This window comes from Neorhizobium sp. DAR64860/K0K1, from assembly GCF_050500205.1.
Classification (GTDB): Bacteria; Pseudomonadota; Alphaproteobacteria; order Rhizobiales; family Rhizobiaceae; genus Neorhizobium; species Neorhizobium soli.
In genome coordinates this window covers 83,397-105,847 of sequence record NZ_CP191459.1, presented here as the reverse complement: position 1 = coordinate 105,847, position 22,451 = coordinate 83,397, and the positions used below count along the sequence as shown (strand labels likewise).

Below are 22,451 nucleotides of genomic sequence, written 5' to 3'. Positions count from 1 at the left end.
CGCCTACTTCTTCATCTGCTCCTTGAGAGCAGCAAGCTTGGCAAAGGGCGAATCCGGATCGATCGGCTTTTCCTTGCGCGGTGGCTTGGCCTCAAAGCGAGCGGGCTGCGGTCCCTTGTTACGGTCCGGACGATCGTTACGATCTCCGCGCTCGGGACGATCGCCCCGGTTTTCAGGCCGACGGTTGTTGTTGTCGCGGTTCGGACGACCACCGTCACGGCGCTCGCCATCCCGACGACCATCGCGACGGCCTTCCTTGGGAGCGGCTTCGCCCTGGGGGCGGGCTTCCTGGGTGCGGCCTGCTGAGGCAGCACCGGCATTGCGCTGACCCTGGCCGTTACCACGGCGATCACCCTGCTGTGGCCGACCACCCTGGCGCTGGCTGTTCTCGCGACCGCCACCCGGGCGCCACAGGAGAACAGGCTTTGCTTCTTCGGGTTCAACGGCAGCGGCAGATTGAGTCGAGGCGGCTGTCTCGGCCTGAGCGTCCGGCTCGGCCGTTGCAGGTGCCTCAACGGTTTCAGCTTCCATGGAAGCGGCGACGTCAGGCGCCGCAGCTTCTTCACTCGCAGCGTCTTCTGCAGGAGCAGCAGCCTCAGCAGGCGCCACAACCTCAGTGGAAGCTTCGGTTGCTTCAGTTGCTTCGACCTGATCGCCTTCGGCAGTCGGTGCGGCCTCGTCTGCTGCAGCCGTTGGCGTGGCAGGGGCAGCCGCAGCTGGCTCTTGGCCAGCCAGGAATGCCTGCGCCTCTTCAGGCTTCACGGCATCGGCGCGATAGCCGAGGCCTTTCAGAATTTCTTCCATATCGTCAGGCGTTGCGCCGAGGATCGACAGCATGGCTGTCGTCGTCACGAAGCGGCGACCGTCATAGGCGCCTTCCGGACGCGGGCTGGAGCCCGGCTTCCACTGCAGCAGCGGACGGATGAGATCGGCCAGACGCTCGAGAATGTCGATACGAACGGCACGCTTGCCGAGGAAGCGGAAACCGGCGAGCTTGTAGAAGGTACGCTCGAAAGCAGGATCCGCGACGACCGATGTGCGGCCGGCAGCAAGCGCCGGAATAAGATCGCCGTAACCCGGCTTGTCGATGCCGTCGTTCTTCAGCGCCCAGAGAAGCGTGATAAGCTCGGCCGGAGCAGGCTTCAGCAGTGCCGGCATGAACACATGGTAGGCGCCGAAGCGGATGCCGTAGCGGCGCATCGAAGCGCGCGCATCCTGATCGAGCGTCTTCACGTCTTCGGCAACATCGCGCCGGAACATGACGCCGAGGTTTTCGACCAGCTGGAAGGCCAGGCCCTTGGCGAGACCCTGCAGGTCTTCAGCGCGCGACAGATCGTCCAGCGGCTTCAGCACGGTCGCAATGTGATGGTTCACGAAACGCTCGATGCGCGCAACGACGTGTTCGCGGGCATTGCCGGTCAACTGCTCGTCGGCAAGCAGGATCAGGCGCGGGCGCATGATATGGTCGCTTGACGCAAGCCGGCCGACAGGTTCGCCGAGCCAGCGCACGGAACCGTCCGAGCCGACAGCAAGGTCGTTGTTGCCGGATGCATAAAGCCGCGCGGCGCGTGCCTCGAACTCCAGCGCAAGCGCCTTTTGCGCGGCACCCTGGACGGCCTTCGCATCGGGACCCTCCGTGCCGGCTATAGGCGTGAATCGGAATCCAGCCAATTGCCCCACATGATGGCCTTCGACGAAGACATCCCCATTCACACTGATTTCAGCTTCCAGCATCGCATTCTCTCTTAGGCGCTTCATGAGCACAGATGTCCTGCGATCAACAAAGCGTTTCGTCAACCGTTCATGTAACGCGTCCGACAACCTATCCTCGATTTCCCGTGTCTTTTCTTGCCAGTGTGTCGGATCGGCAAGCCAGCCAGGCCGGTTCGAAACATAGGTCCAGGTACGAATCTGCGCGATTCGGGCCGACAGGGTGTCGATTTCTCCGTCGGTCCGGTCGGCCCGGCGAACCTGTTCTGCCATGAATTGCTCGTTCACCGTGCCGAAGCGCACAAGATCCGAGAAAAGAGTCGAAATGAGGTCTGCGTGTTGCGCAGGGGCAATCCGCCGATAGTCCGGCAGAGCGCAGGCCTCCCACAATTTTTCCACCCGCTCCGGCGTTGTCGCCGTATCGCGGATTTCTGAGTAGCGCGACAGATAGTCGAGCGCCTGGATATCGATTGCCGGCAGCGCGCGGGCAAGACCCGCCACGGTCGGCGGCCGGTCGAGACTGGCGCGCAGAGCGGCAAGCGAGGAATAGTCGACGCTTTTCGTGCGCCACTGCAGCACTTTCACCGGCTCGAAATGATGACCTTCGATCCGCTCGACCAGTTCGTCGTCGAAAGGCTGGACCTGTCCGGTCACGCCGAAGGTTCCGTCGCGCACATGGCGGCCGGCACGCCCGGCAATCTGCGCCAGTTCGGACGGATTGAGATTGCGGAACTGATAGCCGTCGAACTTGCGGTCCTGAGCGAAGGCAACGTGATCCACATCGAGATTGAGGCCCATGCCGATCGCATCGGTTGCGACCAGATATTCCACATCGCCTTCCTGATAGAGAGCGACCTGTGCATTGCGGGTCCGCGGGCTCAAGGCGCCAAGCACCACGGCCGCACCGCCGCGCTGGCGGCGGATCAGTTCTGCGATCGCATAGACCTCTTCAGCGGAGAAGGCGACAATGGCGGAACGCTGCGGCAGGCGGGTGATCTTTTTCTGGCCGGCATAAAACAACTGCGAGAGGCGCGGCCGTTCGACCACGGTGATCCCGGGAAGCAGCCGTTCGAGGATCGGCCGCATGGTGCCGGCGCCCAGCAGCAACGTCTCCTCGCGTCCGCGAAGATGCAGGATGCGGTCGGTGAAGATGTGCCCGCGCTCGAGATCGCCGGCCAGCTGTACCTCGTCGATGGCGACGAAGGCGGCCTTTGTCTCGCGCGGCATCGCCTCGACGGTGCAGACGGAAAAGCGCGCCATATGCGGCGTGATCTTTTCCTCGCCCGTGATCAGCGCGACATTGTGATAACCGACCTTCTCCACGACACGCGTATAGACCTCGCGTGCAAGCAGGCGAAGGGGCAGACCGATCACGCCGGAACCGTGCGCAACCATGCGCTCGATGGCATAATGGGTCTTGCCGGTATTGGTGGGGCCTAGCACGGCCGTGACGCCGCGGCCGCTGAGAATCATGGGCTGAGAATGCAAAGCCAGTTCCTGCTTATCCGCCGATGCGATCCTCCACGGAAACGCAATCGCATTATCAGATGGCCATGCTCGACGATAAACGCAAGCTGATATGTTATCCTCGACAAGGCGAGACCACGATTTCCAGGATCAATATGCGTACGATACGCAAGCCAGTTTCGTTCGAACAAACGTGAACGAATCGGCGACGATTGCGGATTCCGGAGCGTTCTCGATCTGTTTCGAACATTACCCGGCTTTCCGACGCATGGCGAAAGTGTAACCCGTTAACCACACTTCACGGGCGAGCTAGTGGTGAGTGGAACAAAAGTTCCCATGCTACGTTTTCTCGGCAATCCCAACCGGACATGTCGAGCCGGTAGGTCAGCGGAGTACAAGCCTATGCTCGGAACCATCCTTCTTATCGTACTGATTTTGCTTTTGATCGGCGCGCTGCCGAATTGGGGGCACAGCCGGAACTGGGGTTATGGTCCGTCCGGCGGTCTCGGCCTCGTTGTGCTGATTATCATCATCCTCCTGCTGATGGGCAGGATCTAAAAGCGGCGAAGCCGCACGTTACCAAGGGAAGGAAAGTGACATGAAAAAAGTTTTGCTCGTCGGCGCTCTCGTCGGAATGCTGGCATCCTGCACATCCACTGAAAAGGGCACTGCAATCGGTGCTGCTTCGGGCGCCGTTATCGGTGGCGCTGTGACCAACAGCTGGGGTGGCGCTGCAGTCGGCGCTGTCGGCGGCGGTCTGGTTGGCGCTGCTATCGGCGAATCGCAGAAGCGCAACGGTTACTGCGTCTATCGCGACCGTTATGGCCGTACATACGAAGCGCGTTGCCGCTAAGTCCTGCGTTTAGTCGCAGAATAGAAACCGGCGTCCCATGTGCGCCGGTTTTTTTGTATCCGCTTACCCGGCGAAATACTGACCGCCATTTGCGCTGAGCGTAGACCCGGTAATGAATCCGGCTTCTTCAGAGGCCAGAAACAGCACGCAGCGGGCGATTTCTTCCGGTTCGCCCAACCGTCCGACAGGTATCTGCGGGATGATCTTTTCATCCATCACCTTTTGCGGGATGGCACGCACCATGTCGGTTCCGATATAGCCGGGGCAGATCGCATTGACGGTGATGTTCTTCGAGGCCCCCTCTTGAGCCAGTGCCTTGGTGAAGCCGAGATCGCCAGCCTTGGCGGCAGAATAGTTCACCTGCCCCATCTGGCCCCTCTGGCCATTGATCGAGGAGATGTTGATGATGCGGCCGAAGCCGCGCTCGCGCATGCCGGGCCACACCGGATGGGTCATGTTGAAAAGGCCGGAAAGGTTGGTATCAATGACCTCCTTCCACTGCTGTGGCGTGATCTTGTGAAACATGCCGTCTCGGGTGATGCCGGCATTGTTGACGAGGACGTCGACAGGCCCGAGCTGCGTTTCGACTTCAGCGATGCCCTTCACGCAGGCATCGTAATCCGACACGTCCCACTGGAACACCGGAATGCCCGTCGCCGCGTGAAACTCAGCGGCTTTATCGGTATTGCCCGCAAAATTTGCGGCGACCGAATAGCCTGCCGCTTTCATGGCAGTGCTGATCGCAGCCCCGATGCCGCGCGTGCCTCCTGAAATCAACGCGATACGCGCCATGTAAACTTCCTTTCATACCGTCGCCGCCGTCAGCGTAACGGAGCTGCTCACGCCGATAACGTGGGCAGCTGCCACCCAGTGCTAGAGCGCTTCCAGACACATGGCGACGCCCATACCGCCCCCGATGCAGAGCGTCGCAAGCCCCTTTTTCGCGCCACGGCGCTTCATTTCGAACAGCAGCGTATTGAGAATTCGCGCACCCGACGCACCGATCGGGTGACCGATGGCGATCGCTCCGCCGTTGACGTTGACGAGCGACGGATCGAGGCCCAGATCCCGCGTGACCGCGCAGGACTGTGCGGCAAACGCCTCATTCGCTTCGATCAGATCCACATCGCCGATTTTCCAACCGGCTTTTTCCAGCGCGCGACGCGAAGCCGGGATGGGGCCGGTTCCCATGATCTGCGGATCGACGCCGGCGGTGGCCCAGGAGACGATGCGCGCGAGCGGCGCAATGCCACGACGACCGGCTTCTTCCTCCGTCATCAGCAACGCTGCGGCGGCGCCATCGTTAAGGCCGGATGCGTTGGCGGCAGTCACTGTGCCTTCCTTGTCGAAGGCCGGCCGAAGCGTCGCCATCCCCTCCAAAGTCGCACCGGCACGGATGTATTCGTCGTTCTCGACGCGCAACTCGCCCTTGCGGGTCTGGATCAGGAAGGGAACGATCTCGTCCCTGAAGCGGCCAGCAACCTGCGCTGCCTCCGCTTTGTTTTGCGAGGACACCGCGAACTGATCCTGTTCCTCGCGCGACAACTGCCACTGTCGGGCGATGTTTTCAGCGGTGATGCCCATGTGATAGCCGTAGAACGCGTCGGTCAGGCCATCCTTGATCATCGTATCGATCATCTTGAAATCACCCATCTTCACGCCGCCGCGCAGATGTGCGCAATGCGGGGCCATCGACATGGATTCCTGGCCTCCCGCGACGATGATTTTGGCGTCGCCGAGCGCGATCTGCTGCATGCCCAGTGCGACCGCACGAAGACCGGAACCGCAGAGCTGGTTGACGCCCCAGGCCGTCGCCTCCTGCGGCACCCCGGCCTTCATCGCTGCCTGGCGGGCGGGGTTCTGTCCCTCGCCGGCAGGCAGGACCTGCCCCATGATGACTTCGTCCACTTCCCCCGCCTCCACGCCACCGCGCGCCAGCACCTCCTTGATTACCGAGCCGCCAAGTTCGTGTGCGGGCACGTTTGCAAATGCGCCGTTGAAGGAGCCGACGGCCGTTCTTGCTGCGGCTGCGATAACGATGGATGGATTGGACATGATGTCTCCTCTTTCCGTTTCTTGGCACCGAGACTGGCAAAGCCTGAGCGCCCTGTCAAACGCCCGGTTTTCGCCCGAAACACCCGGTTTTTCATCGATTTGCTGCGCAGCATGGTGATCCATCGCGGCGCACAAATCGATTGTCAGTTGCGCCAATTTAAGCTTACATTCGAGGCGGGAGAAGATGCCAAGCACTAATAATCGCGCGAATGGCGAAGTGGAGGGAAATCATGGCAAAGACCGAAGGTGACGTGACGATCAAGAAATACGCTAACCGGCGTCTCTACAACACCGGAACAAGCACATACGTGACGCTCGAAGACTTGGCGAAAATGGTCAAGAAGGGCGAGGTATTTACGGTTCAGGATGCCAAGACGGGCGAGGACATCACGCACTCGGTTCTGACCCAGATCATTTTCGAGCAGGAGTCCAAGACGGGAAACACGCTTCTGCCGGTGTCCTTCTTGCGACAGCTGATTTCCTACTACGGCGACCAGATGCAGATGGTGGTGCCGACCTTCCTCGAACACTCGATGAAGACGTTTACGGACCAGCAGGTGCAGATGCGCGAGCAGATGACGAGTGCGTTTGGCGACACGCCGATCGCCAAGAACCTGCACCTTCCGATGCAGATGATGGAAGAACAGGTGCGGCGCAATACGGACATGTTCCGTCAGGCCATGCAGATGTTCGCGCCCTTTGCCGGTGCCGCGACGCCGCACCAGTCCGCCCCACCATCGGGCAAGAAGGCGGAAGCCAAGGACATCGACGAACTGAAGGAGCAGCTCCGCGCGCTTCAGGGTCGTCTCGACAGCATGAGCACCTGAACGGCACCTGCTGCGGGAAGAAACGCGCCTTACCGAGCGCGCAACAAAAAAGGCCGGCAAAGCCGGCCTTTCAAGCAATCATCAGAAAAGCTTATGCGCTTTCCTTCGGCGTCAGAACCTGACGGCCGCGGTACATACCGGTCTTGAGATCGATATGGTGCGGACGGCGCAGTTCGCCGGAGTTCTTGTCCTCGACAAATGTCGGGGTCTTGAGAGCGTCAGCAGAGCGGCGCATACCGCGCTTCGACGGGCTCGTTTTTCTTTTAGGTACAGCCATTTTCGTTACTCCACTTCGTGCAAAACAGGGATTTCCGGCCGGAACTGAGGCCGAACATTCCATGTCTCGATCTCGGAAATTTGGCGCGCTTATACATGCCAACCGGGTACTTGACCAGTCCCTGCAGGGATATTGGCGGGATTTTTTCGCAAACCACGCCGAAACACCTCAGGCCTCGTCTTCTTCGACGATTGCTGTCTCCTGAAGGGCCGCTTCCTGCCATGAAACCCAGGCCGGATGCGACGTCATGGCTTCCATATACGCAAGCGTGTCGGCGTCGTCTACCAGATCATAGACCGCAACGCGATTGACGACCGGCGCGAACATCGCGTCCGCTGCGGTAAAGTCGCCAAACAGGAACGGACCGCCGGATTTTGCCCGCAGTTCCCGCCAGATGGTTTCGATCCGCGCGACGTCGTCCATCACCCCGTCGGGGAGATCGATGCGGCGCTTCGGCCGGCGAAAATTCATCGGGCAGGCATTGCGCAGCGCCCGAAAGCCAGACAGCATCTCCATCGAGATGGAGCGAGCGACGGCACGATCCGCAGCTGACGTCGGCCAGATCCCGCTTTCCGGAAACAGCTCGGCTGCGTATTCGATGATCGACAGCGACTGCCAGACGCGCACGTCGCCATGATGCAGAACCGGCACCTGGGCATTGGGCGAGATCGTCTTGTAGCGTGGATTGCCTGCCGGATAATCGAACGGGATTAGCACTTCCTCGAAAGGAACGCCGGCAGCGGTCAGCGCAATCCAGGGCCGGAAGGACCAGGACGAATAGTTCTTATTTGCGATATAGAGGACGAGTTTTTCCATCGGCGCAATTTCCATCAGGTCTCGGAATCGAAAATCATCAGTTCGTGGAAATGGTTCATGTCCTCGAACGAGCAGAATGCCGGCGGCCGCAATTCCAGAACAGGAACCGCGCGCTTGATCTCAGCAGTCACCTCGTCGAGCATCGCCTGCCAGGCCGGCAGCGCTGCATCCGACAGGCGCTCGATCACATAGGCAAAGGTAATGTGAAACGCATAGTCGTCGTGATCCGGATGGCGATAACCGAGGAGCCGCGCCAGCGCATCGCGCCAGGCCTTCATCGCCCTGCAATCATTCTCGGACCTCCCCTCGACCACGAGACCCGACGGCTTGGCGCTTTTCACGGTGACCTGGAACGGATCCAGCGTCGAGAAACCTTCGAGCCGAGCCGCCATGATTTCCGTCATGTCCTCGATCGGCGTTTCGAGCGGCATATCGTCCGGCCAGAAGCGAGGCTTGCGGCGATGCTCGATGACACCCTGGAACAGCGTCATGTGCAGGCTGGTGATCGGCGTGAAAAGAAAACGCTCAGCTTCCGGCATCTCGAGATAGCGCGCGCGTGCCGACACAAGCAGCGCCTGCGTTGCCGATCCTTTTTCCAGATGGCAGACGATCGTGTTGCCGGGCTCGGGCAGAAAGCCGCCTCGCCGTCCGTAACGCGTTCCGAGCCGCGGCGGCGGTTTTGGATTGTGCGTCGCCGAGTATTTGAGGAGATCGGGCGAAATCAGTCTGGCATCCATCGGCGGTCCACTTTCTGCGTAAACGCACTCACAAAGCGTGCTCGACGCGCTCTTACGCCAGCGTCGATACTGACAGATGACATGAGGGACGTTTAACGCTTAGTTTTGACGTCACCCATAAATGCATTTGATGTAATCGCTGGATGCGCGGGCGCGCCGTTCCACGACACCCGCCAGCCGCTGCATTCCGCGGCCGGGCTTGCTGGCGACCCGCGTATGCGGATTGGGAAGTGCGACGGCGAGCAACGCGGCCTGACGGGCACTCAGCTTGGCGGCTGGCACCTTGAAATGATACTGCGCCGCCGCTTCAGCCCCGTAGATACCAGGTCCCCATTCTGCGACGTTGAGATAGATTTCCATCAACCGCCATTTCGGCCAAATGAAATCCTCAGCCAGCGCCAGCGGCAGTTCCAGCCCTTTACGGATGAAGGAGCGGCCGTTCCATAAAAACAAGTTTTTGGCCGTCTGCATCGGAATGGTGCTCGCGCCACGCGTTGCCTCGCCGTCCAGTGCATCCTGCACGACGCCGCGCATCTGGCGCCAGTCGACGCCGCCGTGGAAACAGAACTGGCCGTCCTCCGACATCATCACGGCCCGCACGAGATTGGGCGAGATGTCCTCGATATCAACCCACTGGCGGTCATACCCGCGCAGAAGAAACAGTTCCGACAGCATGAGGGTGGACACCGGCCGCGTGAATGGCAGCGCATAGACCGGGATGAGAAGATAGGGCAGCACCACCAGCGCAATGACGAACAGGATGACGCGCCGGAGCCACGTGGTGTTAGGCAGGCGAAACCGTCGTGCGGGCCTCACGGGTTCGTCTTCTTCGGCATGCTGTTCAGGTGCGATATCCAAGGTGCTTCTACCCGCCCGTTTAAAGTTTCATAGCCGGTGGCGCTTTCGAAGGCCAGTCCACCGGCTGAAACTTCGGCAATGCTGGTAAATCGACATTGCCTGTATCGTCGCCTCATGCCAAACAGCCCGGCATGAACACGACCGATCCTGCATTCGAAAGCCGGTTGAAAGACAGCGCAGTCGCCACCGAGGCGCTGCTTGTGTCGCTTCTTTCGGACGAAACGCTGCCCGACGAGGTCACGCGCCCGGCCCATCTGATGGCCGCGATGCGCCACGGCTCGCTCAATGGCGGGAAGCGGTTGCGGCCGTTTCTGCTGCGCGAAAGTGCCCTTCTGCTTGATGGCAACGAACAGGCTGCCCTGCGCATCGGCGCGGCGCTCGAATGTCTCCACTGTTATTCGCTGATCCACGACGACCTTCCCGCCATGGACGACGACGACCTTCGCCGTGGCCAGCCGACGGTACACAGGGCATTCGACGAGGCGACCGCGATCTTGGCCGGCGACAGCCTGCTGACCTACGCCTTCGACATTATCGCAGCACCTGAGACCGCATTGCCGGACCGCGCGAAGACGGAACTTGTTCTGGCCCTTGCCCGTGCTGCCGGTTCCGGCGGCATGGTGGGTGGCCAGGCGCTCGATCTAGCTGCCGAAAAATCGGCACCGGATGAGGCAGGCATCACCACGCTGCAGGCGATGAAGACCGGCGCACTGATCCGGTTCGCCTGCGAGGCAGGTGCGATCATCGCTGGCGCAGACGCGGAGCACCGTCAGCGCCTCAGAAAATTCGGCCAGGTCATCGGTCTTGCCTTCCAGCTTGCCGACGATCTTCTCGACATAACCTCCGATGCCGAGACCATGGGCAAGGCGACCGGCAAGGATGCCGCCCGCGGCAAGGGCACGCTGGTTGCCATGCATGGCACAGGCTGGGCGGAAGAGAAGCTCGATGCGCTGACGGCAGAGGCCGTCGACCTGCTTGCGCCCTACGGCGAAAAGGCATTTATTCTGCAGCAGACGGCGCACTTTATCGCCAGCCGTCAGAACTGACGAGACGGGAAAACGGCAAGCCTCCCGGATCAGACCCGAGGAGTAAAGTATGCCGGATGTATTCGCCTACCTGCCCTATATCTGGCCAGCCTATCTCGCCTATCTCATCGCCGTCCTCAGCCCCGGACCTGCCAATTTCGCCATTATCGGGATGGCGATTTCGCATGGCCGTCGCAACGGCGTGATCCTGGCACTGGGCGTCTTCTGCGGCTCGCTGACCTGGGCCTGCGCTGCCGCACTAGGGCTCGCCGCAGTCCTGCGCAGCTACGCGATCGCGCTCGAAATCATGAAGGTTCTCGGCGGGCTCTATCTGATCTATCTCGCCTGGAAGGCATACCGCTCGGCGCGGACCCCGGATATCGAGACCGCATCGAGCGAGAGCAGGACGTCCTATACGGCAAGGCAACTCTGGCTGCGCGGCTATGCCATCCACGTCACCAATCCGAAGGCAATCTTCGGCTGGCTGGCGATCATTTCGCTCGGCCTGCCCGCGGATGCACCACCTTCGGCGATCATGCTGATCGTCGGCATCTGCTCGAGCTCGAGCCTGGTCATCTTCACCGGATATGCGGTTCTGTTTTCGACCCGCCACGCGCTTCGCGGCTACAAGGCCGCGCGGCGCTGGATCGAAGGCACCATGGCCGTCTTCTACAGCATTGCCGGCGTGAAACTGCTGACGAGCCGGATCTGACCGGCTCGTCTACTTTCAAGCGAACTCAGCCCTGCTCGATCGGCGCGATCGCGACTTCGACGCGGCGGTTCTGGGCGCGACCATCCGGCGAGGCGTTGGAAGCGACTGGCTGCGACGGGCCGTAGCCCATGGTCGAGACACGGCGTTGATCGACGCCGCGACCACCGAGATAGTTGGCGACCGAGACGGCACGGCGTTCCGAAAGCGCCTGGTTGTGCTGCAGGCTGCCGGTCGAATCCGTGTGACCGTTGACGTCGATATAGGTCTTGCCGAACTTGTTGAGTACGATCGCAACCGAATCGAGCGTGGCATAGAACGGCGGGATCACCTGATCCTGATCGGTGGCAAAGGTGATGTTCGACGGCATGTTTAGAATGATGCGGTCGCCGTTGCGGGTCACCGATACGCCGGTTCCCTGCAGCTGCTGGCGCAGTTCGGCTTCCTGGCGGTCCATGTAATTGCCGATGGCGCCACCGGCGAGGCCACCGATCGCAGCGCCGATCAGCGCATTGCGGCCCTTGTTGCCGCCGCCGATCAACAGACCGCCGACCGCGCCGAGACCGGCACCGATGGCAGCGCCACCAGCCGTGTTCGACATTTTCTGCTGACCCGTATAGGGATCGGTCGTCGTGCAGGCAGAGAGATACGTCGCGCAAGCTGCGACGATAGCAATTTTTTTCAACATATGAATCAGTTTCCCCGTCGTCCGTAGTACCTCTCATTTACCATGAAATACGGCAATAGCGAGGAGAGGCAGCGGCAGCCGGGATAAGGAATTATCCCTATCCGGGAATGACGCTTACTCGGCGGCGGTTTTCTGGCCGAAGCGGTTCTCGATGTAATCGATCACCAGCTTTTCGAAATCCTGAGCGATATTGTGGCCGCGCAGCGTCATCGCCTTCTGACCGTCGATAAAGATCGGGGCGGCAGGCGTCTCGCCAGTGCCGGGCAGCGAGATGCCGATATCGGCATGTTTGCTTTCGCCGGGACCGTTGACGATGCAGCCCATAACGGCGACGTTCAGGGCTTCGACGCCCGGATACTTTTCGCGCCAGATCGGCATGTTCTTGCGGATATCGTTCTGGATGTTCTGGGCAAGTTCCTGGAACACCGTCGACGTGGTGCGCCCGCAACCGGGACAAGCGGCGACCACCGGAATGAACTGGCGGAACCCCATGACCTGAAGGATTTCCTGTGCAACCTGCACTTCGCGGGTGCGGTCGCCATTCGGTTCCGGTGTCAGCGACACACGGATCGTATCGCCAATGCCGTGCTGCAGGACGTAGCCCATAGCAGCCGACGAGGCGACGATGCCCTTGGTGCCCATGCCGGCCTCTGTCAGGCCCAGATGCAGCGCGTGGTTGGAGCGCTCGGCCAGCATCGAATAGCAGGCAATCAGATCCTGCACCTGGCTGACCTTTGCGGACAAAATGATACGGTTGCGCGGCAGGCCGATGTTTTCGGCAAGCTCCGCCGAAATCAGCGCCGACTGGACGATCGCCTCATGCATCACCTGCCGGGCAGACAGCGGCGAACCGGCTTCGGAATTGCGGTCCATCAGCGTCGTCAAAAGATCCTGGTCGAGCGAACCCCAGTTGACGCCGATGCGGACAGGCTTGTCGTAGCGGATCGCCATCTCGATGATGTCGCCGAACTGTTTGTCCTTCTTGTCCTTGAAACCGACATTGCCTGGGTTGATGCGGTATTTCGCCAGCGCTTCGGCGCAGGCCGGATGATCGGCCAGAAGCTTGTGGCCGATATAGTGGAAATCGCCGATCAGCGGCACGTCGAGGCCAAGGCGCAGCAGACGCTCGCGCACCTTCGGCACGGCAGCAGCGCTCTCGTCGCGATCGACGGTGATGCGGACGATCTCGGAGCCTGCCTTGTAGAGCGCCGCGACCTGGGCGACGGTCGCATCCACATCCGCCGTATCGGTATTGGTCATCGACTGGACGACGACGGGCGCACCACCACCGACGATCACACCGCCGACATCGACGGCAACCGTGGCGCGGCGGGGCTTCGGATTATAGTCAATCGGTGCGTTCATGGGATCGTCTCGTTGCCTTTGCCCTGGGGCTAACTGGGGGCATAAACCGTCTTTCAGGTGGCGTATGACCGCCGGCTTGTCAACCAGCGGCCATGAATAGTTGGGTCAGTGATGCGCTCCGTCCGCGTGCCGGGCAAGGCTTGAGAGAAGCAGCGTCACCAGGATCAGCACCGACAATCCCGCGAAAATGCTGCCAAGTCCCGTATGCTCAGCGATAAAGCCGATTGCCGAAGGTGCAACGAGAATTCCGGAATAGCCCATGGTGGTGACCACGGACAAACTGACGCCCGCCGCCATGCCCGGCAGATTGCCGGCCGCGGAAAACAGGATCGGCACGATGTTGGAAATGCCGATGCCGGCGAGAGCAAAGCCTGCAATGGCCATCGTCGAACTGGTCGCAAAACCGATCGTCAGCATGCCCAGCATGGCGATGACGCCGCAGACCCGAAGCGTATTGACGGCACCGAACCGGTCGCGGATGAGATCGCCTGCAAAACGCATTGCCGCCATCGTGAACGAGAAAGCCGCAAACGCAAAGCCGGACAGTGTCAGCGACGCCGAAAGCTCGTTGCGCATGTAGAGAGCGCCCCAATCAAGAATGGATCCCTCGGGGATCATGCAGAACAGCGCCATGATTCCGAGCAGCCAGGGAAGCGGTGACGACGGCAGGCGGCGTCCGGCACCGGCCGCCCTCTCCTCCGGATGCGGCGCATCCTGAAGCACCATTTTCCAGGCGACGGCGATCATGACGGCGGCGACGACGGTTACGAAAAGCGCATGCGGAAGAACGCCGATCCGTTCAAGAAGAAAGCCACCGGTCGAGGCGCCGAGCAGACCGCCGAGGCTCCAGAACGCGTGGCAGGATGACATGATCGCGCGGCGCATGCCTTTTTCAGTCGCAACGGCATTGGCATTCATTGCCACATCCATTGCGCCGATCAGGCCGCCGAACAGAAACAACGCAACCGCTCCGCTCCAGATGCTGCCAATCAGCGACAGGAGAAGAAGCGTCGGCGTCAGCAGGACCGCGGTGACCTTGGAGACGATGCTCGATCCGAACCTTGCGATCTGGCTGCCGGCGATCGGCATCATCACGATGGAGCCTAGCCCGAAGATCAGGATCATCACGCCGAGCGACTTTTCGCTCAGCTCCAGACGTGCCGCAAATTCAGGGATCTTTGGCGCCCAGGCACCGATCATGAAGCCGTTCATCAGAAACAGCAGCGATACGCCGATCCGCTCCGGTGTGATGAAAGCACGTCGGGTCTTGGCTTCCGCCGGCGAAGACAAATCGTTCATCAGGTTGCTTCCTCCAGGCGCTGAGATTTATTTAAATCGATTTAGATTGCAATCTTCCGCGCTCAGCATGAGTTTCACGATTTATGTCTCCGGTTCACGCTTGTCACCCCTTAGCAACGACGGATGTAGCGCGACGAAGCTGATTGCAATCGCTGCAGAACGCCTTAAGCATTCGGATATGCAATGATATGAGGCGTCGGTATCCGGCGTGTGACTTTCTTGAAATCCAGCATCGGCAGCGGCATTCTTCTCGTCAGTACCTCCTACTTCGTGTTCACGCTTCATGATGCGGTGATCAAGCTGCTGGTGGTCGATGTCGGCGTCTGGCAGATCATATTCTTCCGAAGCCTGACGGTTCTGATCGCCTGCCTCGTCATCGGGGGACGCGGTTTCATCCCGCGCGTTGTCCGCTCGCCGATCGTGCGGCCGATGATGGTGCGCAGCGTGATCCTTCTCGCCGCATGGGTTTCTTTCTACACCGCAGCCAAGTCCCTGCAATTGGCCGAACTGACGACGATCTATTACGCCAATCCGATCGTCGCCACCCTGCTTGCCATTCCGGTTCTGCGCGAAAAGGTGCCCGCGGTCCGCTGGGTGGCGATCATCCTCGGCTTCGTCGGCGTTGTAATCGCCGCAGATCCGACCGGGCTGACGATTTCGGTACCGGTCGGTCTCGCGCTGCTTGCAGCAATCCTCTGGGCCATCGGCAGCGTTCTCTTGCGCAAGACGGCGATGAGCGAGAAGACCCTTGTCCAGATGACCCTCACCAACGCGTTTTTCGTGGTGATGACCTTCGTCATGGCCGTGCTGACATGGCAGCCGGTGGATCTGAAAAGCGGCGCGCTTCTGGCTTTGGTCGGCATTCTCGGCGGCACCGCCCAGGCGACGCTGTTCGAGGCGATGCGACGGGCGCCGGTCTCCGTGCTCGCACCGTTCGAATATTCCTCGCTGATATGGGCTTTCGTGCTGGGCTACGCCATTTGGCAGGACATTCCCGCAAGCAATGTCGCCGCCGGTGCCGCGCTGATCTTCTGCGCCGGACTGCTGATCGTCGCCAGCGAGCGGCTGGCGGCGAGGCGCTATCGCCTCGCTCAACCTGCGGACGGATCAGACGGACCGACGGGCGCCTGAGTCGTCAAGAGTTTGACCCGTCAGGACCCGTAGACGACGAGCAGATCCTTGGCGTCGATCTGGTCGCCGGCCTTGACCAGCACTTCGGCAAGCGTGCCGTCCTTTTCGGCATGCAGCGCGGTTTCCATCTTCATCGCTTCGATGGACACCAGCACGTCGCCGGCCTTGACCGCCTGACCCGCCGCCACGAAGACGCGGGAAATCACGCCCGGCATCGGCGCGCCCAAATGCAGGGGATTGGCGATATCCGCTTTGGCCCGCACAGCCGAACCGCTTCCGCCATGGGCCCGGTCCGGCACCTTGATGCGGCGCGGCTGGCCGTTCAGTTCGAAAAAGGCGGTGACCATGCCCTGCGCATCCGGCGCACTCGTCGCCTGGTTGACGATAACAAGCGTCTTGCCGCGTTCGATATCGGCAAACAGCTCTTCGCCATCCGCGATCCCGTAGAAATAGGCATGCGTCGGCAACACGGAGACCGGACCGTAGGTCTCCGACGCCAGGGCGAAGTCGGTGAACACTTTCGGGTACATCAGATACGAGGCGAACTCGAAGTCGTCGACCTTGCGCTCCAGCTTGTCCTCGATCGTCTTGCGCTCGGCATCGAGATCAGCCGGCGCCAGCAGCGAACCGGGAACGTCCGTATAGGGCTGATCGCCCTTCAGCGCTTTTTTCTGGAGCGCCTGCGGCCATCCGCCCGGAGGCTGGCCGAGATCGCCCTTCAGCATCGACACGACCGAATCCGGGAAGGCGATGTCCTTGGCCGGGTTTTCAACGTCGGCCACGTTCAGATCCTGGCTGACCATCATCAGCGCCATGTCGCCCACCACCTTGGACGACGGCGTGACCTTGACGATATCGCCGAACATCCGGTTCACGTCGGCATAGGTCTGGGCGACCTTGTGCCACTTGCTCTCGAGACCGAGCGAACGGGCCTGTTCCTTGAGGTTGGTAAACTGGCCACCCGGCATTTCGTGCAGATAGACTTCCGAGGCCGGCCCCTTGAGATCGCTCTCGAAGGCCGCATACTGGCCGCGGACCGCTTCCCAGTAGAACGAGATCTTGCGGATCCATTCCGGATCGAGCCCGGTATCGCGGTCCGTTCGCGACAGCGCTTCGACGATCGAACCGAGGCAGGGCTGCGACGTGTTGCCCGACAGCGCATCCATGGCCGCGTCAACGACATCGACGCCGGCATCGACGGCTGCAAGCACGGTCGCAGCCGAGATGCCCGACGTGTCATGCGTGTGGAAATGGATCGGCAGCGAGGTCGCTTCGCGCAATGCCTTGAACAGGACGCGGGCGGCAGCAGGCTTCAGCAGGCCCGCCATATCCTTCAGCGCGATGATATGGGCGCCGGCCTTTTCGAGCTCTTCCGCCAGTGCGACGTAATATTTGAGGTCGTATTTCGGGCGCGCCGAATTCAAGAGATCGCCGGTATAGCAGATCGCGGCTTCGCAGAGCCGGTTCTCCTCGTTCACCGCATCCATCGAGACGCGCATGTTGTCCACCCAGTTGAGGCAGTCAAACACACGGAAGACATCGATGCCGCCCTTTGCGGCCTGTTGGACGAAGTATTTGACGACATTGTCGGGATAGTTCTTGTAGCCGACGCCGTTTGCGCCGCGCAGCAGCATCTGCAGGAGAATGTTCGGCGCCGCCTCGCGGATCAACGCCAGCCGCTCCCACGGGTCCTCGGTCAGGAACCGCATCGACACGTCGAAGGTGGCACCGCCCCAGCATTCCAGCGAGAACAGGTTCGGCAGAGCCCGTGCGTAGACCCCGGCCACGCGGGCGATGTCATAGGTCCGCATGCGGGTGGCGAGCAGCGACTGGTGGCCGTCACGCATCGTCGTGTCGGTGATGAGGGCGCGGCTTTCGCCCCGCATCCACTCGGCGAATTTCTTCGGGCCGAGCTCATCCAGCTTCTGCTTGGTACCGGCGGGAATATCGCCGTTGATATAGGGCAGAACAGGCTTTGCGGCCTTTGCCGACGGTGCCGGACGACCCTTGGTTTCCGGATGACCGTTGACGGTGACGTCGGCAAGATAAGTCAGAAGCTTGGTGGCGCGGTCGGCGCGCTTCACCTGTTCGAACAGTTCGGGCGTCGTATCAATAAACCGCGTCGTATAGGAATTGTCGCGGAATTTCGGGTGGGTAATGATCGCTTCGAGGAAGGTGAGGTTCGTCGCGACGCCGCGGATGCGGAACTCGCGCAGCGCCCGGTCCATGCGGGCGATCGCTTCCAGCGGCTGCGGTGCCCAGGCGGTGACCTTGACCAGCAGCGGATCGTAGAAACGGGTGATGATCGCACCCGTATATGATGTTCCGCCATCGAGACGGATGCCGAAACCCGACGCCGAGCGATAGGCGGTGATGCGGCCGTAATCCGGAATGAAATTGTGCTCGGGATCCTCGGTGGTGATGCGGCACTGCAGCGCATGGCCGTTCAGCCGGATGTTCTCCTGGGCCGGTACGCCCGATTCCGGCGTGCCGATGGCAAAGCCGTCGAGGATGTGGATCTGCGCCTTGACGATATCGATACCGGTGACGACTTCGGTCACCGTGTGTTCCACCTGGATGCGCGGATTGACCTCGATGAAGTAGAATTTGCCGGTGTCGCTATCCATCAGATATTCGACCGTGCCGGCGCCGACATAATTGGTGGCGCCCGCGATCTTTAGCGAATAGGCGGCAAGTTCGGCCCGCTGGTCCTCGGAAAGATAAGGCGCCGGGGCGCGTTCCACGACCTTCTGGTTGCGCCGCTGGATCGAGCAGTCGCGCTCGAACAGGTGCACCACATTGCCGTGGGTATCGCCAAGGATCTGGCTTTCCACATGGCGGGCGCGTTCGACCAGCTTTTCGAGATAGACCTCGTCCTTGCCGAAGGCCGCTTTCGCTTCGCGCTTGGCCTCGACCACTTCCCTGGCGAGGTCCTTCGGATCGCGGATGGCCCGCATGCCGCGACCGCCGCCGCCCCAGGATGCCTTGAGCATGACCGGATAGCCGATCTCCTCGGCCATCTTCGCCACGACATCCATGTCGTCAGGCAGTGGTTCGGTTGCGGGTACCACCGGCACGCCGACCGAAATGGCAAGATTGCGCGCCGCCACCTTGTTGCCGAGCTGGCGCATCGTATCCGGACGCGGGCCGATGAAGATGATGCCCGCCGCGTCGCAGGCATCGACGAATTCAGGGCTTTCCGACAGAAGGCCGTAACCTGGATGGATCGCATCGGCGCCCGAGAGCTTGGCAACCCGGATTACCTCGTCAATCGAAAGATAGCTCTCGATCGGGCCCATATCCTTGTCCAGATGGGGACCGCGACCGACCTGATAGCTTTCGTCCGCCTTGAACCGGTGCAGCGAGAGCTTGTCTTCTTCCGCCCAGATCGCCACCGTCTTGATGCCGAGCTCATTGGCGGCACGAAAGACTCGGATGGCGATTTCGGAGCGATTGGCGACGAGAATTTTCGATATCGGCAAGACAAGCCTCCCCAGGTGCCTCGAATGGTGCACCGCAAGAGATCAACATCTCCCGCATTAGGCAAGGGCTATTTAGTCGATAGCCGGCGTCACTTACGCTTCAGGTCACCAGCCCATGGCGAAATGCCATGGCCACCACATGCTGTCGGTTCTTCGCTTTCAGCTTTTCCTGGAGGCCGTTGATATACCAGTCGACCGTGTGGTTGGAAATGTCGAGCGAACGCGCGATCTCGTGCGATGTCATGCCGTCGGCAAGGAGCGCCATGACTTCCATCTCGCGACGGGTGAGCTGGGTATCCAGTCTGGCCGAGGCCTCGAGCGCCGTCGCGTCGCCGGCGATCTCCAGCAGTCTCCAGAAAATGCGCTTGGCGGCCGTGTCGAACAGTGAGATCTCGGTCGGCGATAGATCGATCGGTTTGCCGCCGATGATCATGTTGCCGAGAAATCCGTTGCGTCCATGGATCGGAAACACGTAGCCGTCGTCGAGACCATGGCGGCCCGCTTCCTGCATCATCCGGTCCATCCGCGAACGATGCGGATCGGACTTCAGGGCAAGGATCGAATCGCGCCAGCGGAACGGGCGATGGGCCGCATTCAGCATCCGCATGACAGGGTCGATGACGGTATATTTGCGCGCGCGATAGACCTCGACCCAGCTGTCCGGCCAGCGGGAGATCAAGGTCATTCCCTCGGGATCCGTTTGCCCTTTTCTCAGGACGATTGCATAGAATTCGAAACCGTAGGTTTTGAGGAGTGACGCAAGATTGTTCGCCACTTCCTTCGTCGTTCGTGCCTCTTCAACCAATACAAGCAACTGCACAACAAATTGGATGCTCAAATTCGCCCCCAGACCGTCTCCCCGACGATCGGCTTTATTCTTATAAAACACCGACGCCGGCATAGAACCCGACCGCCCGCTTAACATAGTTATCATTTATACCACGTACATGCCGAAATCTTGTGATTGACGCAGCGATCAGGATCGGCATCAGCATACCGCATCGGTAACCTAACTACGGGCGAACCCTTGCTCTCACTGGATTATTTTCGGAAAAGAAGTTCACCGGCTAGGTTCGTCTCGGATTCGCCCTGTCCTTGCCATAACTATGCTGCCAATCGTTTCATGCCTGCACTTCAATAGGAGTTGCGCCCGTTGACGCTCTTCCAAGTTTACGCCCGAGCTTTGCAATATCTGACGAAGAACCGCTGGCGGGTCGCCGCGGTCGTCGTCGCCAACATTATTCTGGCCATCATCACGATTGCCGAACCGATTCTGTTCGGTCGAATCATCGACGCGATCTCCTCCAAGAGTGACGTCACCAACGTTCTGCTTCTGTGGGCAGGCTTCGGGGTCTTTAACACCGTCGCATTCGTGCTCGTTGCACGCGAGGCCGACCGTCTGGCCCACGGGCGCCGCGCTTCGCTGCTGACGGAAGCCTTCGGACGCATCATTTCAATGCCGCTGTCCTGGCACCACCAGCGCGGCACGTCGAACGCGCTACATACGCTGCTGCGTGCCTCCGAAAGCCTGTTCGGTCTGTGGCTGGAATTCATGCGAACGCATCTCGCGACCGCCGTTGCAATCCTGCTGCTGATCCCGACCGCCATCTCGATGGATTGGCGCCTCAGCATCGTGCTTCTCATTCTGAGCATCTTCTACTGGATCATCGGCGTTGCCGTGATGAAGCGCACGAAGGAAGGCCAGGCCGCGGTCGAAACCCATTACCACCAGGTTTTCAGCCATGTCAGCGATTCGATCAGCAACGTCTCTGTGATTCACAGCTACAACCGCATCGAAGCCGAAACTTCGGCCCTCAAGAACTACACCAAGGATCTGCTGAAGGCGCAGTATCCGGTGCTGGACTGGTGGGCTTTGGCCGGTGGCCTTAACCGCACGGCATCGACGGTCTCGATGGGCGTGATCCTTGTGATCGGCACTATGCTGGTGCAACAGGGCAAGATCCGCGTCGGTGACGTCGTCGCCTTTATCGGCTTCGCCAACCTTCTGATCGGCCGCCTCGATCTTCTGCGCCAGTTCGCAACCCAGATTTTCGAAGCCCGCGCCAAGCTCGAGGATTTCTTCGTTCTGGAAGATTCCGTCGAGGAGCGCGCCGAACCGACGGATGCACGCGATCTGGGAGATACGGTCCGGGGCGAAGTGGAGTTCCGCGACGTCTCCTTCGGCTTCTCCAACACGAGCCAGGGCGTTCACGACGTATCGTTCATCGCGCAAGCGGGGGAAACGATTGCGATCGTCGGCCCGACCGGTGCCGGCAAGACGACGCTGATCAATCTCCTCCAGCGGGTCTATGATCCGCAGCAGGGCAAGATTCTGATCGACGGCGTCGATATCGGCACCATCACTCGCAAGTCACTGCGCCATTCCATCGCGACCGTGTTCCAAGACGCGGGCCTGCTCAACCGCTCGATCAGCGACAACATCCAGCTGGGACGAGAAGGTGCAACGTGGGAAGACATCGTCCGGGCGGCAGAAGCGGCCGCTGCGGCCGAATTCATCGAAACGCGTCTCAATGGCTACGACACGACGGTCGGCGAGCGTGGCAACCGCCTGTCGGGCGGAGAGCGCCAGCGTATTGCCATCGCCCGTGCGATCCTCAAAAACGCACCGATCCTCGTTCTCGACGAAGCAACCTCGGCGCTTGATGTGGAGACGGAACAGCGCGTGAAGGCGGCGATCGACAAGCTGCGTCAGAACCGCACCACGTTCATCATCGCGCACCGGCTCTCCACCATCCGCGACGCCAACAAGGTCATCTTCCTCGAGGGTGGGCGGATTGCCGAAATGGGCACCTACGACCAGCTGAGCCGCAGCGGCGGCCGCTTTACGTCGCTCCTCACCGCCAGCGGCATCGTCATCGACGAGGACGAGGAAGGCCACAAGCTCCCGGTACCCGCCGAGCACGCCTAAGCTCTCGACCACTTATACCGATCGAACATCAGACTCCTCGCCTCCAGAAATGGAGGCGGGGGTTTTTTGTGAGGTAATGCGGGAGCACCGCTTTTTCGCGTGAGCTTCTGCCTACGCGGCTTTGCAAGTGCTTGCCATACAAAGCGCGTGAGCGGCGCGCGGGTTGGGTCCCGACCTGTTCCTGCAGGGATCCATGCCGCGCATTGTGAGCGGCATCCCGATC

The 22,451-nt window shown here is 60.8% G+C and carries 19 protein-coding genes; 7 read left to right on the top strand and 12 right to left on the bottom strand.

Features of this window, described 5'->3' with window-relative positions:
- Nucleotides 1-3: 3 nt before the first annotated feature.
- Nucleotides 4-3,204 (bottom strand): helicase-related protein, encoded by a 3,201-nt coding sequence (locus tag ACQY1J_RS05080; protein ID WP_430251861.1) that lies wholly within the window; start codon nucleotides 3,202-3,204, stop codon nucleotides 4-6.
- A gap of 375 nt (nucleotides 3,205-3,579) precedes the next feature.
- On the opposite strand from ACQY1J_RS05080, the gene ACQY1J_RS05075 reads away from it, so the two are divergent.
- The gene (locus ACQY1J_RS05075) at nucleotides 3,580-3,735 is read left to right on the top strand and encodes a DUF3309 family protein (RefSeq protein WP_082471964.1); all 156 of its coding nucleotides are present in this window, start codon (nucleotides 3,580-3,582) and stop codon (nucleotides 3,733-3,735) included.
- Between the two features lie 40 nt (nucleotides 3,736-3,775).
- A complete protein-coding gene (locus ACQY1J_RS05070) occupies nucleotides 3,776-4,030 on the top strand; it encodes a glycine zipper domain-containing protein (protein ID WP_062462199.1) in 255 nt (84 codons plus the stop codon).
- Between the two features lie 63 nt (nucleotides 4,031-4,093).
- Here ACQY1J_RS05070 and ACQY1J_RS05065 read toward each other — a convergent pair whose 3' ends face one another.
- Both ACQY1J_RS05065 and ACQY1J_RS05060 read right to left on the bottom strand, forming a co-directional pair.
- Nucleotides 4,094-4,822: a beta-ketoacyl-ACP reductase gene (locus tag ACQY1J_RS05065; protein WP_430250855.1), complete on the bottom strand. Its 729-nt coding sequence runs from the start codon at nucleotides 4,820-4,822 to the stop codon at nucleotides 4,094-4,096.
- 81 nt (nucleotides 4,823-4,903) lie between these two features.
- Nucleotides 4,904-6,085, bottom strand: a complete 1,182-nt coding sequence (locus ACQY1J_RS05060) for an acetyl-CoA C-acetyltransferase (RefSeq protein ID WP_430250854.1) — start codon at nucleotides 6,083-6,085, stop codon at nucleotides 4,904-4,906.
- Between the two features lie 230 nt (nucleotides 6,086-6,315).
- On the opposite strand from ACQY1J_RS05060, the gene phaR reads away from it, so the two are divergent.
- Nucleotides 6,316-6,912, top strand: coding sequence for a polyhydroxyalkanoate synthesis repressor PhaR (gene phaR, locus ACQY1J_RS05055; protein WP_174197184.1), 597 nt, complete (start codon nucleotides 6,316-6,318; stop codon nucleotides 6,910-6,912).
- A gap of 91 nt (nucleotides 6,913-7,003) precedes the next feature.
- Here the strand turns inward: phaR and rpmF are convergent, their stop codons facing one another.
- The 4 genes from rpmF to mtgA form a co-directional block, all read right to left on the bottom strand.
- Complete coding sequence (rpmF, locus tag ACQY1J_RS05050; protein WP_062462189.1) at nucleotides 7,004-7,189, bottom strand: 50S ribosomal protein L32; 186 nt, start codon at nucleotides 7,187-7,189, stop codon at nucleotides 7,004-7,006.
- A gap of 168 nt (nucleotides 7,190-7,357) precedes the next feature.
- Nucleotides 7,358-8,005, bottom strand: a complete 648-nt coding sequence (locus ACQY1J_RS05045; RefSeq protein WP_430250853.1) for a glutathione S-transferase family protein — start codon at nucleotides 8,003-8,005, stop codon at nucleotides 7,358-7,360.
- A 14-nt stretch (nucleotides 8,006-8,019) separates the two neighbouring features.
- On the bottom strand, nucleotides 8,020-8,742 hold the full coding sequence (locus tag ACQY1J_RS05040; protein WP_092659218.1) for a DUF1868 domain-containing protein: 723 nt from the start codon (nucleotides 8,740-8,742) through the stop codon (nucleotides 8,020-8,022).
- Between the two features lie 111 nt (nucleotides 8,743-8,853).
- On the bottom strand, nucleotides 8,854-9,600 hold the full coding sequence (mtgA, locus tag ACQY1J_RS05035; RefSeq protein WP_184654645.1) for a monofunctional biosynthetic peptidoglycan transglycosylase: 747 nt from the start codon (nucleotides 9,598-9,600) through the stop codon (nucleotides 8,854-8,856).
- Nucleotides 9,601-9,731: 131 nt separating this feature from the next.
- Here mtgA and ACQY1J_RS05030 point away from each other — a divergent pair, with 131 nt between their 5' ends.
- Nucleotides 9,732-10,646 (top strand): polyprenyl synthetase family protein, encoded by a 915-nt coding sequence (locus tag ACQY1J_RS05030; protein WP_430250852.1) that lies wholly within the window; start codon nucleotides 9,732-9,734, stop codon nucleotides 10,644-10,646.
- 49 nt (nucleotides 10,647-10,695) lie between these two features.
- Nucleotides 10,696-11,337, top strand: coding sequence for a LysE family translocator (locus ACQY1J_RS05025; RefSeq protein WP_062462179.1), 642 nt, complete (start codon nucleotides 10,696-10,698; stop codon nucleotides 11,335-11,337).
- A 25-nt stretch (nucleotides 11,338-11,362) separates the two neighbouring features.
- Here ACQY1J_RS05025 and ACQY1J_RS05020 read toward each other — a convergent pair whose 3' ends face one another.
- The 3 genes from ACQY1J_RS05020 to ACQY1J_RS05010 all read right to left on the bottom strand — a co-directional run bounded on the left by ACQY1J_RS05020 (nucleotide 11,363) and on the right by ACQY1J_RS05010 (nucleotide 14,686).
- Complete coding sequence (locus ACQY1J_RS05020) at nucleotides 11,363-12,022, bottom strand: OmpA family protein (protein WP_062462176.1); 660 nt, start codon at nucleotides 12,020-12,022, stop codon at nucleotides 11,363-11,365.
- 114 nt (nucleotides 12,023-12,136) lie between these two features.
- The gene (gene ispG, locus ACQY1J_RS05015) at nucleotides 12,137-13,387 is read right to left on the bottom strand and encodes a flavodoxin-dependent (E)-4-hydroxy-3-methylbut-2-enyl-diphosphate synthase (RefSeq protein WP_430250850.1); all 1,251 of its coding nucleotides are present in this window, start codon (nucleotides 13,385-13,387) and stop codon (nucleotides 12,137-12,139) included.
- A gap of 105 nt (nucleotides 13,388-13,492) precedes the next feature.
- Complete coding sequence (locus ACQY1J_RS05010; protein WP_174197189.1) at nucleotides 13,493-14,686, bottom strand: MFS transporter; 1,194 nt, start codon at nucleotides 14,684-14,686, stop codon at nucleotides 13,493-13,495.
- Between the two features lie 219 nt (nucleotides 14,687-14,905).
- On the opposite strand from ACQY1J_RS05010, the gene ACQY1J_RS05005 reads away from it, so the two are divergent.
- Nucleotides 14,906-15,817 carry a DMT family transporter gene (locus tag ACQY1J_RS05005; protein WP_430250849.1) on the top strand — a complete coding sequence of 304 codons (912 nt, stop codon included), beginning with the start codon at nucleotides 14,906-14,908 and terminating at the stop codon, nucleotides 15,815-15,817.
- A gap of 20 nt (nucleotides 15,818-15,837) precedes the next feature.
- On the opposite strand, the gene pyc is transcribed toward ACQY1J_RS05005, so the two are convergent.
- Nucleotides 15,838-19,299, bottom strand: a complete 3,462-nt coding sequence (gene pyc, locus ACQY1J_RS05000; RefSeq protein ID WP_430250848.1) for a pyruvate carboxylase — start codon at nucleotides 19,297-19,299, stop codon at nucleotides 15,838-15,840.
- Between the two features lie 100 nt (nucleotides 19,300-19,399).
- The gene (locus ACQY1J_RS04995) at nucleotides 19,400-20,137 is read right to left on the bottom strand and encodes a helix-turn-helix transcriptional regulator (protein ID WP_062462620.1); all 738 of its coding nucleotides are present in this window, start codon (nucleotides 20,135-20,137) and stop codon (nucleotides 19,400-19,402) included.
- Between the two features lie 315 nt (nucleotides 20,138-20,452).
- Here ACQY1J_RS04995 and ACQY1J_RS04990 point away from each other — a divergent pair, with 315 nt between their 5' ends.
- Nucleotides 20,453-22,228 carry a glucan ABC transporter ATP-binding protein/ permease gene (locus tag ACQY1J_RS04990; protein ID WP_430250847.1) on the top strand — a complete coding sequence of 592 codons (1,776 nt, stop codon included), beginning with the start codon at nucleotides 20,453-20,455 and terminating at the stop codon, nucleotides 22,226-22,228.
- The last annotated feature ends 223 nt before the right edge of the window (nucleotides 22,229-22,451 follow it).

Bases quoted from the DNA above. Each gene is read 5' to 3' on its own strand.
- rpmF (WP_062462189.1), bottom strand. From the start codon at position 7,189: ATGGCTGTACCTAAAAGAAAAACGAGCCCGTCGAAGCGCGGTATGCGC.
- ACQY1J_RS05070 (WP_062462199.1), top strand. From the start codon at position 3,776: ATGAAAAAAGTTTTGCTCGTCGGCGCTCTCGTCGGAATGCTGGCATCC.
- ACQY1J_RS05030 (WP_430250852.1), top strand. From the start codon at position 9,732: ATGAACACGACCGATCCTGCATTCGAAAGCCGGTTGAAAGACAGCGCA.
- ispG (WP_430250850.1), bottom strand. From the start codon at position 13,387: ATGAACGCACCGATTGACTATAATCCGAAGCCCCGCCGCGCCACGGTT.
- ACQY1J_RS05020 (WP_062462176.1), bottom strand. From the start codon at position 12,022: ATGTTGAAAAAAATTGCTATCGTCGCAGCTTGCGCGACGTATCTCTCT.
- ACQY1J_RS05060 (WP_430250854.1), bottom strand. From the start codon at position 6,085: ATGTCCAATCCATCCATCGTTATCGCAGCCGCAGCAAGAACGGCCGTC.
- phaR (WP_174197184.1), top strand. From the start codon at position 6,316: ATGGCAAAGACCGAAGGTGACGTGACGATCAAGAAATACGCTAACCGG.
- ACQY1J_RS05010 (WP_174197189.1), bottom strand. From the start codon at position 14,686: ATGAACGATTTGTCTTCGCCGGCGGAAGCCAAGACCCGACGTGCTTTC.
- ACQY1J_RS05065 (WP_430250855.1), bottom strand. From the start codon at position 4,822: ATGGCGCGTATCGCGTTGATTTCAGGAGGCACGCGCGGCATCGGGGCT.
- ACQY1J_RS05075 (WP_082471964.1), top strand. From the start codon at position 3,580: ATGCTCGGAACCATCCTTCTTATCGTACTGATTTTGCTTTTGATCGGC.
- ACQY1J_RS05025 (WP_062462179.1), top strand. From the start codon at position 10,696: ATGCCGGATGTATTCGCCTACCTGCCCTATATCTGGCCAGCCTATCTC.
- ACQY1J_RS05040 (WP_092659218.1), bottom strand. From the start codon at position 8,742: ATGGATGCCAGACTGATTTCGCCCGATCTCCTCAAATACTCGGCGACG.
- ACQY1J_RS05045 (WP_430250853.1), bottom strand. From the start codon at position 8,005: ATGGAAAAACTCGTCCTCTATATCGCAAATAAGAACTATTCGTCCTGG.